This is a genomic window from Frankia sp. CgJB1 (assembly GCF_977947065.1).
This window is the reverse complement of sequence record NZ_CDWTNB010000032.1, coordinates 20504-31950: the sequence shown is the minus strand read 5'-3', so window position 1 is coordinate 31950 and position 11447 is coordinate 20504. Positions and strand designations below refer to the sequence as shown.

Annotated in this window: 8 protein-coding genes; 7 read left to right on the top strand and 1 reads right to left on the bottom strand. The window is 70.8% G+C overall.

What is annotated here, in order from left to right; genetic code table 11:
* Positions 1-278: 278 nt before the first annotated feature.
* From icmF to ligA, 6 genes are all read left to right on the top strand, one after another.
* Positions 279-3575 (top strand): fused isobutyryl-CoA mutase/GTPase IcmF, encoded by a 3297-nt coding sequence (icmF, locus tag AC08OT_RS06175; RefSeq protein WP_476593128.1) that lies wholly within the window; start codon positions 279-281, stop codon positions 3573-3575.
* Between the two features lie 202 nt (positions 3576-3777).
* Positions 3778-4284: a MarR family winged helix-turn-helix transcriptional regulator gene (locus AC08OT_RS06170; RefSeq protein WP_476593127.1), complete on the top strand. Its 507-nt coding sequence runs from the start codon at positions 3778-3780 to the stop codon at positions 4282-4284.
* 77 nt (positions 4285-4361) lie between these two features.
* Positions 4362-5597 (top strand): cysteine desulfurase family protein, encoded by a 1236-nt coding sequence (locus AC08OT_RS06165; RefSeq protein WP_476593126.1) that lies wholly within the window; start codon positions 4362-4364, stop codon positions 5595-5597.
* Between the two features lie 79 nt (positions 5598-5676).
* Entirely contained in the window at positions 5677-6735 is a 1059-nt protein-coding gene (gene mnmA / locus AC08OT_RS06160; RefSeq protein WP_462188252.1) for a tRNA 2-thiouridine(34) synthase MnmA, read from the top strand.
* A 90-nt stretch (positions 6736-6825) separates the two neighbouring features.
* Positions 6826-7947 (top strand): methionine synthase, encoded by a 1122-nt coding sequence (locus AC08OT_RS06155; protein WP_476593125.1) that lies wholly within the window; start codon positions 6826-6828, stop codon positions 7945-7947.
* Positions 7944-10073, top strand: a complete 2130-nt coding sequence (gene ligA / locus AC08OT_RS06150; RefSeq protein ID WP_476602616.1) for an NAD-dependent DNA ligase LigA — start codon at positions 7944-7946, stop codon at positions 10071-10073. Before AC08OT_RS06155 ends, ligA begins: the two co-directional genes overlap by 4 nt.
* A 20-nt stretch (positions 10074-10093) precedes the next feature.
* On the opposite strand, the gene AC08OT_RS06145 is transcribed toward ligA, so the two are convergent.
* Positions 10094-10804, bottom strand: coding sequence for an ACT domain-containing protein (locus AC08OT_RS06145; protein ID WP_476593123.1), 711 nt, complete (start codon positions 10802-10804; stop codon positions 10094-10096).
* A gap of 338 nt (positions 10805-11142) precedes the next feature.
* Between AC08OT_RS06145 and gatC the strand changes: the two genes are divergently transcribed.
* A complete protein-coding gene (gatC, locus tag AC08OT_RS06140; protein ID WP_476593122.1) occupies positions 11143-11439 on the top strand; it encodes an Asp-tRNA(Asn)/Glu-tRNA(Gln) amidotransferase subunit GatC in 297 nt (98 codons plus the stop codon).
* Positions 11440-11447: the final 8 nt, after the last annotated feature.

Here is an 11447-nt window from a genome sequence, read left to right as displayed (position 1 = left end):
ATTTTCTGACTACTGGCTGGCGGCACCCGCTCCAGCGCCGCCGGCGAATCTGGGGGACCGAATTCGGGGGACCTGAATACGGTCTGCGCTCCCTGGACCGTGACTGGCTCCCCAAAACTCGGCTGCCCGGGCACCCTGCCCGGAGCCCGGCAGGTCGCGGGAGCGGCCGGCTTCCGCCTCCTGGTCATGGTGGCATCTATTGTATGGATGCCCTACTATCGGGAAGCCAAGGGTTCTAGGTATCTCCGTCCGCCACATCGTCCCCGGGAGCCGCTTCGATGTCCTCCGACGGCCGGCACGAGCCGGCTGCCGCGCTGCACACACCAGTTCATCCGGTCCGGATCGTGACGGCGGCCTCACTCTTCGACGGGCATGACGCGGCGATCAACATCATGCGTCGCCTGTTGCAGGCGCAGGGCGCCGAGGTGATCCATCTCGGGCATGACCGCAGCGTCGAGGAGGTCGTCACCGCCGCGATCCAGGAGGACTCCCAAGGGATCGCCCTGTCGTCCTATCAGGGCGGGCATGTCGAGTACTTCAGCTACCTCATCGAGCGCCTCCGCGCGCGCGGAGCAGGCAACGTCCGGGTCTATGGCGGCGGCGGCGGGGTGATCGTGCCGGCGGAGATCGACCTGCTGCACGCGCGCGGGGTCGCGCGCATCTTCTCCCCGCAGGACGGGCAACGGCTCGGTCTCGCGAAGATGATCAATATGATCATCGAGGCCTGTGACGTCGATCTGACGGAGGACGGGCCGAAGCTCGATGCGGTGGTGGCTGGTGAGGACGGCGCGCTCGCCCGGGCGATCACCGTGCTCGAGGTGGGCCGGGACCCGCGACTCGCGGCGGCGCTGCAGGACGAGGCCGCCTGCCGGCCGCGGGTTCCGGTCCTCGGTATCACCGGCACGGGTGGTTCGGGAAAGTCCTCACTCACCGACGAGCTGATCCGGCGCTTCCGCCTCGACCAGGGCGACAGCCTGCGGATCGCGGTGCTCGCCATCGACCCCAGCCGTCGGCGGGGCGGCGGTGCATTGCTCGGTGACCGCATCCGGATGAACTCCCTGGGTGACGGCACGGCAGGGAACGTGTTCTTCCGGTCCCTGGCGACGCGAGCGGGGGGCAGTGAGGTTCCGGCTCCCTTGGCGGATGTGATCACGGCCTGCCGGGTGGCCGGTTACGATCTGGTGATCGTCGAGACGCCGGGCATCGGGCAGGGTGACGCGGCGATCGTTCCGTTCTGCGATGTTTCGCTGTACGTGATGACACCCGAGTACGGTGCGGCCTCACAACTCGAGAAGATCGATATGCTGGACTTCGCCGACGTGGTGGCGGTGAACAAGTTCGAGCGGCGCGGCGCCGAGGATGCCCGGCGTGACGTCGTCCGGCAACTGGTGCGCAACCGGCAGGCGTTTGACCAGTCCTGGGAGGACATGCCCGTCTTCGGCACCTCGGCCGCCCGGTTCCACGACGATGGGGTGACCGCCCTGTATCAGCACCTCGTCGGGCTGCTACGCAAACACGATCTGTCTACCGTGTCCGGCTCGTTGCATCCGGTGCACGGGCGGACCTCCACCGAGCTGACCACGGTCATTCCGTCCGCCCGGGTACGCTACCTGGCCGAGATCGCCGAGACGGTGCGGGGCTATCACGCCGAGACCGAGCGCCAGGCACTGCTGGCCCGCCGTCGTGAGCATCTGACGACGGCCCTTGCGGCACTGGCCAGCGCTGGCGCTGGCGCGGCGCCGGCGGAGCCCACCACCCTCGCCATGCTGCGCGACGAGGCCGAAGCCGCCCTGGCTCTCTGGACGAGGGAGCTCCTGGCGCAATGGCCGGCGATCGTCGAGGAACGTCAGGGCGAGAAGATGACCTATCTCGTCCGGGGAACCGAGATCCACACCCCGCTGGTGCGCACCACGCTCAGCGGGACTCCGGTCCGGCGGGTGGCGGTACCCGCCATCGACGACGACGCTCGCCTGATCCGCTTCCTGCGGTGTGAGAACCTGCCGGGCTACTTCCCCTTCACCGCCGGCGTCTTTCCGTTCAAACGGGCCGGGGAAGCCCCGGCGCGAATGTTCGCCGGTGAAGGTGACCCCTTCCGGACCAACCGCCGGTTCCACTTCCTCTCCGCCGGCTCGCCCGCGACCCGCCTGTCCACCGCCTTCGACTCGGTGACCCTCTACGGCCGCGATCCCGCGTCCCAGCCCGACGTCTATGGCAAGATCGGCACGTCGGGTGTGTCGATAGCGACGTTGGACGACATGAAGGTCCTGTTCGCCGGGTTCGATCTGTGTGATCCGTCGACCAGCGTCTCGATGACCATCAACGGCCCGGCGCCGACGATCCTGGCGATGTTCCTGAACGCCGCGATCGACCAGCGCCTAGACGCCTTCCGCGCCGAGCACGGCCGGGAGCCGAGCGCGGACGAGGCCGCCGAGGTCCGGGCCCGCACGCTGGCCACGGTCCGTGGCACCGTGCAGGCGGACATCCTCAAGGAGGACCAGGGGCAGAACACCTGCATCTTCTCCACCGAGTTCGCGTTGCGGGCGATGGCGGACGTGCAGGAGTGGTTCATCGAACACGCGGTCCGGAACTTCTACTCGGTATCGATCTCCGGCTATCACATCGCCGAGGCCGGCGCCAATCCTATCAGTCAGCTCGCGTTCACCCTGGCCAACGGCTTCACCTACGTCGAGGCCTATCTGGCCAGAGGAATGCGCATTGACGATTTCGCCCCGAACCTGTCGTTCTTCTTCTCCAACGGGATGGATGCGGAGTACACCGTCATCGGGCGGGTGGCTCGCCGGATCTGGGCGGTGGCCATGCGGGAGCGCTACGGTGCCGCCCCTCGGTCGCAGATGCTGAAGTATCACGTACAGACGTCGGGCCGGTCGCTGCACGCGCAGGAGATGGCCTACAACGATATCCGGACCACGTTGCAGGCGCTGTGCGCGATCTACGACAACTGCAACAGCCTGCACACCAATGCCTACGACGAGGCTGTGACGACTCCTACGGAGAACTCCGTCCGCCGCGCGTTGGCCATCCAGATGGTCATAGATCAGGAATGGGGACTCGCCGCCAACGAGAATCCCCTGCAGGGATCGTTCATCGTCGATGAACTGACCGACCTGGTCGAGGAGGCGGTGCTCGCCGAGTTCGAGCGGATCAGCGACCGCGGCGGTGTACTCGGCGCGATGGAAACCGGCTATCAGCGGGGACGCATCCAGGACGAGTCGATGCTGTACGAGCGGCGCAAGCACGACGGCACCCTGCCGATCATCGGGGTGAACACGTTCCTGCGGCCTGAGTCGGCCGGCACCGATCCCGACTCCGAGGGAGGCCCGATGGAGCTCGCGCGGGCCACGGAGGAGGAGAAGCAATCTCAGCTCACTCGGCTGGAGGAGTTCCACCGCCGGCACGGCGCCGAGGCGGGCGCCGCCCTGGAACATCTGCGGGAGGTCGCCAGGAGCGGGGGGAACACGTTCGCGGCGCTGATGGAGGCGGTCCGCGTCTGCTCCCTCGGGCAGATCTCCCAGACATTCTTCGACGTGGGTGGGCAGTATCGCCGTAACGTCTGATTATGTCCCGGGTGGCGCCCGCCGTTACATCGATCGGCGTTACGCTGGTCGGTGCGCCGGGCGCCGCGGCAATCTCCGGGTACGCATGAATCTTTGCCAGCGCGTCCGTCCTGGGGTGCAATGGACGCTGCCCGCCGCGACGGTCCCCGGCTGCCAGGCCGGGCGGGAACCGTCCCATGAAGTGCAGGAGCGTCGACAAGTCGTGGCCACCCCGAAACCGTTGCCAACCGACCCCATAGCGGAGGCCCATCGGCACTGGACTGCCCACGGCTGGGGGGCGGCCGCGGACGGCATGGCAGCGGTCACCTCCCTGATGCGGGCGCAGCAGATCGTCCTCGCCCGGGTTGACGAGGTCCTGCGCCCCCTCGACCTGACCTTCGCGCGCTATGAGCTGCTGATGCTGTTGATGTTCAGTCGGGCCGGAACGCTGCCCCTCAACAAGATCGGAAGTCGGCTGCAGGTCCATCCGACCAGCGTCACCAGCGCGGTCGACCGGTTGGAGGCGAGGGGGCAGGTGCGGCGTACCCCGCATCCCACGGACCGGCGGGCGATTCTCGCGAAGATCACCGAGGAGGGCCGGGCCACTGCCATGGCCGCGACCGAGAAGCTCAACGACACCGTCTTCGCCGATCCCGGGCTGGGTGACGGCGGGGTGCGCACGCTCATCGACCTGCTGACCGATCTGCGCCGGGCCGCCGGCGACTTCTGATCCGACGGTCGCCCCGGAGATCGGTGTGATCCGCTCTCCCGTCGCCGTCGGCCCGTCCGCGACTACCCTCTAAAGCTGTGACCTACCTCGACCACGGGGCGACGACGCCGATGCGACCGGAAGCGCTCGCCGCGTACACCGCGGTGCTTGCCGATACCGGCAATGCCTCGTCTCTGCATGCCAGTGGCCGCCGTGCCCGCCGCATCGTCGAGGAGTCCCGCGAGACGCTCGCCGGAGTGCTGGGCGCCCGCCCGTCCGACGTGGTGTTCACCGGAGGCGGTACCGAAAGTGACAACCTCGCCCTGAAGGGTCTGTACTGGTCACGCCGCCGGGCCGAACCGGGCCGGCGGCGGGTACTGGTCAGCGCCGTCGAGCACCGGGCCGTCCTGGACACCGCCGCCTGGCTCGGCCGGGCGCAGGATGCCGAGGTCGAGCTGCTCGCGGTCGATGCCGCGGGAACCGTGCATCCGGACACCCTCGCCGCCGCCCTCGACCGGGATCCGGACTCGGTGGCCGTCGTGTCGGTGATGTGGGCGAACAGCGAGGTCGGCACCGTTCAGCCGATTGCCGAGCTCGCGACGATCGCGCACCGTCACGGCGTGCCCTTCCACACCGATGCCGTGCAGGCGTTCGGCCAGATCCCGATCGCCGTCACCGACGAGGGCCCCGACGCCATCACGGTCAGCGCGCACAAGATCGGGGGGCCGATCGGTGTCGGTGCCCTGGTGGTGCGCCGGGGATTGGCGATGGAGCCGCTGACCCACGGCGGCGGTCAGGAGCGCGACATCCGGTCCGGAACGCTGAACACGGCCGGGGTGGCGGCGTTCGCGGCGGCCGCGGCGAAGGCGTGCGCCGAGGCGCCGCAGGAGAGCGTCCGGCTGGCGGCCCTGCGTGACGACCTGGTGCGCCGGGTCCGGGCGGAGGTCCCGGAGGCGGTGCTCAACGGCGCCCCGCTGCTCGGGGACGGCGGCAGTGGGGACGGCGGCGGTCCAGGGCCGCACCGGCTGCCGGGAAACGCCCATCTGACCTTCCCCGGCTGCGAGGGAGACTCGCTGCTGATGCTGCTCGATGCCTGGGGGATCGAGTGTTCCACCGGCTCGGCCTGCTCCGCCGGAGTGGCGAGGCCGTCGCACGTGTTGCTCGCGATGGGAGCGGATGAGGCACACGCCCGCGGATCGCTGCGGTTCTCCCTCGGGCACACCTCACGGGCCTGCGACGTCGACGCGCTGGTCGCGGCGATCGGGCCGGTCGTCGAGCGGGCGAGCCGTGCGGGGGCGCTGGCCGGCACGAGCGGCAGCCTGAGCGGCACCTGAGATGCGATGCCCATGATGCCTCGCTCCCGTCCACGTGGTTCCCTGAGGTTCGGCGGAGATTCGGGGAGGTGATGGTCTGATGCGGGTGCTCGCCGCGATGTCCGGCGGGGTCGACTCCGCCGTCGCCGCCGCCCGGGCGGTCGACGCCGGTCACGACGTCACCGGGGTGCATCTGGCGTTGTCGCGCTCGCCGGAGTCGGACCGGACCGGAGCCCGCGGCTGCTGCACCATCGAGGACGCCCGGGACGCCCGGCGGGCCGCCGACATCCTCGGCATCCCGTTCTACGTCTGGGATCTCGCGGACCGGTTCGAGACCGACGTCATCGAGGAGTTCGTCGAGTCCTACGCGGCCGGTCGCACGCCCAACCCCTGCGTGCGCTGCAACGAGCGCATCAAGTTCGCGGCCGTACTCGACAAGGCCCTCGCGCTCGGCTTCGACGCCGTCGTCACCGGGCACCACGCCCGGCTCGATCCGGACGGCACCCTGCGCCGCTCGGTGGATCCGGACAAGGACCAGTCCTACGTCCTGGGAACGCTGCGTCCCGAGCAGCTCGCCGCCGCGCGGTTCCCGCTCGGGGATTCCACCAAGGCCCAGGTGCGGGTAGAAGCGGCCGAGCGTCGCCTCGCCGTTGCGGACAAGCCGGACAGCCACGACATCTGTTTCATCTCGCATGGGGACACCGGTGGCTGGTTGCGCGAGCGGCTCGGCCCGCGGCCGGGTCCGGTCATCGATGCGACGACTGGGCAGACGCTCGGGCACCATGACGGCGCCTACGCCTTCACCGTGGGTCAGCGTCGCGGGCTGAAGCTCGGGCGGCCGGCCTCAGACGGCCGGCCGCGCTATGTGCTGGACATCTCCCCGGTGACGTCGACGGTCACCGTCGGACCGGCCGAGGCGCTCGACGTGCGCCGGCTCGTGGCGGACCGGGCGGTCTGGCCGCACGAAGGGGCCGTATCATGTCTGGCCCAGGTGCGGGCGCACGGCGGGGTGGTACCGGCGGTGGCGCAGGCGCGCGGCGAGGAGCTCGTCGTGACGCTGACGACGCCGGTCCGCGGCACGGCCGCCGGCCAGGCGGTGGTGCTGTACGACGGTGACCGGGTGCTTGGCGGAGGGCACATCCGCACTACCGGTGGTTAGCCGGGCGCCTGGTCGGCGGGCCGTCGACGAAGCGGGCCCGGAGCGGACGTGGCCGGGGATCTCCCGCGGACTCCCGGAGGATGTCAAGACATGAGTACTGACGCTGCACGGATGTGGCCGGCCGGCGCGGCCACCGGGGTGGGCTCGCTGCCGGGAACGGATGCGGCCCAGGCCGTCAAGCTGGTCTTCGACGAGCTGCCGGACCTGCCGTATCTGCCCGAACTGCCGGCCAGGGGACCCGGGGGTGCGATGGTCGGGCGGGCGGCGGCGATCCTCGTCGACATGCCGGTGGACCTTCAGCCGGCCGGCTGGCGGCTGGTTCCCCGACCCGGCCTGGACCTGCGCCGGTCACGGGATCTGCTCGAACGCGACCTGGACGCGTTGACGGAGGTCGCCGCCGGCTACGCGGGACCCTTCAAGATTGCCGCGACCGGCCCGTGGACGCTGGCGGCCGAGCTGGAGCTTCCCCGCGGGCACAAGGCGTTGTCAGATACCGGCGCGACCCGTGACATCGCCGACGCACTGGCCGCGGGGCTCGTCGAACAGGTCGAACAGATCGCCCAGCGCGTCCCGGGGGCGCGGATCCTGGTCCAGTTCGACGAGCCATCGCTGCCGGCGGTGCTCGCGGGCCGGATCCGCACTCCGAGCGGGTTCTCGGTGCTGCCCGCGGTCGAGGAGGGCTTGGTCGTGGAGCGGCTGCGGATCCTGCTCGGTGGCCTGCGGGCGCTGCCGGCGACCGGCGGAGTCGGGGTGCACTGCTGCGCTCCCGCGGTGCCGCTGGCGGCGTTGCGCGCGGCGGGCGTGGACTTCGTCGGTCTCGACGTCACCGCGCTCACCCAGGCCGAGGACGACGCCGTCGGCGAGATCGTGGAGGCCGGAGTGCGGTTGATGGCGGGTCTCGTCCCCACCAGGCCGATTTCACCGGCCGCGCCGATTTCACCGACTGGACCGGCCGCACCGGCTGGTGCAGCCGGACGGGCTGTGTCGGCCGCACCGAAGTTGTCGGCCGCACCGAAGTTGTCGGATGCCCGCCGTACGGTCGAACCCGTCATCGCACTGTGGAGCCGATTGGGATTCCGGCCCGAGCAGCTCGGGGAGGTGGTCGCCGTGACGTCGACCTGTGGCCTGGCGGGCCTGGGAACGGACGATGCCAGGACGGTGGTGCGCCACTGCCGGAAGGCGGGGCGGGTTCTGGTCGACGCGCCGTCGTGAGCGCGACAACCGGCACGGCCGGTACAGTCGACGAATCCGGCGTGGCTTCGGCGGCGGCTTCGGCGGACGAGCGGGCCCGCGCCGCCAGCCTCGCCCGCGAGCTCGACGAGCACGCGTACCGCTACTACGTGCTCGACTCCCCGACGATCTCCGATGCCGAGTACGACCGGTTGATGGCGGAGCTCGCCGCGCTGGAGGAGCGGCATCCCGACCTGCGCACGCCGGACTCGCCGACGCAGAAGGTGGTCGGTTCCTACTCGACCCTGTTCACCCCGGTCGAGCATCTCGAACGGATGCTGTCCCTGGACAACGTCTTCGACGACGACGAGTTCCACCAGTGGGCGGCGCGCGTGGCCCGGGAAAGCGAGGTCGACGCCTGGCTCTGCGAGTTGAAGATCGACGGGCTTGCCGTGGACCTCGTCTACGAGGACGGTTACCTGGTGCGTGCCGCGACGCGCGGCGACGGCCGGACGGGGGAGGACATCACCCCCAACATCCGCACCCTGGCGAGCGTGCCGGTGCGGCTGCGCGGGCCGCGGGTGCCCGAGCTGCTGGAGGTGCGGGGCGAGGTCTTCTTCCCGACCGCGAAGTTCGCCGAGCTCAACGCCGGGCTGGTGGCCGCGGGGGGCAAACCGTTCGCGAACCCGCGTAACGCCGCGGCCGGATCCCTGCGGCAGAAGGATCCCCGGGTCACCGCCACCCGGCCGCTGGAGATGATTGTCCATGGCCTGGGCGCGCAGCGCGGCTTCGAGGCCACGTCCCAGTCGGCGGCCTATGCCCGCTTCGCGGAGCTCGGGCTGCCCGTCGCCACCCACTTCGAGGTCCTGGCGGCGGTGCCCGGCGTGCTGGACTACGTGCACCGGTGGGGCGATGCGCGCCACGGCGTGGTGCACGAGATCGACGGAGTGGTCGTCAAGGTCGACTCGTTCGCCCTGCAACGCCGGTTGGGCTCCACCTCGAAGTCCCCCCGCTGGGCGGTGGCCTACAAGTATCCACCTGAGGAGGTCACGACCAAGCTGCGCGATATCCGGGTGAACGTGGGCCGCACCGGCCGGGTGACCCCCTTCGGGGAGCTGGAGCCGGTCCTGGTCGCCGGGTCCACGGTGGGCCTCGCGACCCTGCACAACATCGATGAGGTCGGCCGCAAGGGGGTGCTCATCGGGGACACGGTCGTCCTGCGCAAGGCCGGGGACGTCATCCCGGAGATCGTCGGCCCGGTCATCGACCTGCGGGACGGTTCCGAGCGGGCCTTCGTGATGCCCACGCGCTGCCCGGAGTGCGGCACCGAGCTGGTGCGGCCCGAGGGTGAGGTCGACATCCGTTGCCCGAACACCGTCTCCTGTCCCGCGCAGCTGCGGGAGTCGATCTTCCATTTCGCCTCCCGGGGGGCGATGGACATCGACGGGCTCGGGTATGAGACGGCGACCGCCCTGCTCGAGGCGGGCCGGGTGCGTGACATCGGCGACATCTTCCACCTGACGCCCGAGTCCTTCGAGGGGCTGCGCGGGTTCGCGCAGAAGAAGATCGACCAGATTCTGCGGGGGGTCGAGGCCGCGCGGCACCGGCCGCTCTGGCGGCTGCTGGTCGGCCTGTCGATCCGCCACGTCGGGCCCACGGCGGCGCGGGCGCTCGCCCGGGAACTGCGGTCGCTGGAAGCGATCGCCGCCACGCCGGCCGAGGACCTCGCCGCGGTCGAAGGGGTCGGTCCGAAGATCGCCGGCGCGGTGGTCGACTGGTTCGCCGATGAGCGGCACCGCGACATCCTCGCCAGGATCGCCGCCGGCGGGGCACGGCTCGCCGACGTCGGCGCGGAGGAGGGCCCACGTCCCCTCGACGGCGTCACCGTCGTCATCACCGGCACGCTCACCGACTGGAGCCGCGACTCGGCCAAGGAGGCGGTCGAGGCGCGCGGCGGCAAGGTCACCGGCTCGGTGAGCAGGAAGACCACCGCCGTCGTCGTCGGCACGGATCCAGGGGCCTCGAAGTACGACAAGGCGCGCAGTCTCAGGATCTCCATGCTGGACGAGGCCGGATTCGCCGTTCTGCTGGCGCAGGGGGTCGACGCGGCCAGCAAGCTCGCCGTTCTCGTGGACGGTCCCGAGAAGGCCGAGACCCCGGTGGAATAACGTGGGGAAGGCTCCCCCACTCAGAAACGGCCCGTCCTGGTCAGGCTCGCGGCGATGCCCGCCAGATGGGCCAGCCGGTCGATCTCGGAGGAGCGGAACCGGGGGCCGCCGGGCCGCCCGACCAGGATCACCAGCCGGTCGTCGCCGACCGGGGCCGCGGCGAGTTCCATGCTGACCGCCCGCCAGCGAGGCGGGAAGGCGCCATCCTCGGCCCCGATCCGCCGCGCCCGTTCCAGCGGCAGCCAGGGCAGGGGTAACCGGACCCGTTCAGGGACACCGAGATCGTCCTCACCGAGGGCCGGAGCGCCCACCGAGGTCTCCCGGACCCGGACGTCATCCGGCCCGACGTGCTCCAGCAGCATCGCCCAGTCGGCGTGGAAGACGCCGGGCGCGAGGTCCGTCAGGGTCGTCGCGGCGTCGTGCGGCCGATCGGTCAGGGCGTCCACCAGGTCGAGGTCGTTGCCGACACCGCCCCCGTCGGCGAGAAACGGCCGAAGCGACTCGACGATCACGCCCGGAACCGACTGGGCGGCGGTGAGGACGCGATCGGCGAGGCCGCCCGGTGGCAGGAGCACGAGCAGATCGTCCACGGCTCTGTCGGCGGTGCGCTCGACGACGGTGATGCTGACGATGTCGATGCTCGCCCTGCCCAGGGCCGTGGCCACTGCGCCGAGCGTTCCCGGGCGGTCCGGCAGCATGAGGTGAAGCAGGTACGACATGTAGCTGAGCATGCGCAAAGGGCATGTCGGCGGGATGGCCGACCGGTCACGTGAAGATAACGCCCCCGCCGGCCGGCGCCTCCCCCAGGAACCTCGCCGAAGGCGAGGTGACGGAAATCCCGAAGGGCGGCCTAGGCCAGGGGAGCGGCGGGGGGCGGCGCCCGCGGGGGTCCCGCCGCGGCCCGTACGATGACATCACGTCGACGCGGCGATGCGTCCGGTCCCGATCGTCCGCCCGGGGCGCCCCAGGGGTGCATCTGGCCTCTCCCGGTTCCGGTTCCCGCATCCGTCGCGGCGCCCAGGACCAGTCACGGGCCCCGTGCCCACCGCCTACGAAGGGGCCACACGCCATGGCGATCACTCGGGACGAGGTGGCTCACCTCGCCCGCTTGGCGCGGGTGTCGGTGACCGGCGACGAGCTCGACGCGCTGGCACCGCAGCTCGAGGCGATCCTGTCCGCGGTCGCCCGAGTCTCCGAGATCGCCGCCGCGGACATCCCGCCGACCAGCCACGCCGTGCCGTTGACCAACGTCTTCCGGCCGGACACCATCTGCCCGTCGCTGCCCGTCACCGAGGCCCTGGCCGGTGCCCCCGCCACCGAGGACGGGCGGTTCCGGGTGCCCCGCATCCTCGATCCGGACGAATGAGGTCGCCG

Bases quoted from the DNA above. Each gene is read 5' to 3' on its own strand.
- icmF (WP_476593128.1), top strand. From the start codon at position 279: ATGTCCTCCGACGGCCGGCACGAGCCGGCTGCCGCGCTGCACACACCA.
- mnmA (WP_462188252.1), top strand. From the start codon at position 5,677: ATGCGGGTGCTCGCCGCGATGTCCGGCGGGGTCGACTCCGCCGTCGCC.
- AC08OT_RS06155 (WP_476593125.1), top strand. From the start codon at position 6,826: ATGAGTACTGACGCTGCACGGATGTGGCCGGCCGGCGCGGCCACCGGG.
- AC08OT_RS06145 (WP_476593123.1), bottom strand. From the start codon at position 10,804: ATGCTCAGCTACATGTCGTACCTGCTTCACCTCATGCTGCCGGACCGC.
- gatC (WP_476593122.1), top strand. From the start codon at position 11,143: ATGGCGATCACTCGGGACGAGGTGGCTCACCTCGCCCGCTTGGCGCGG.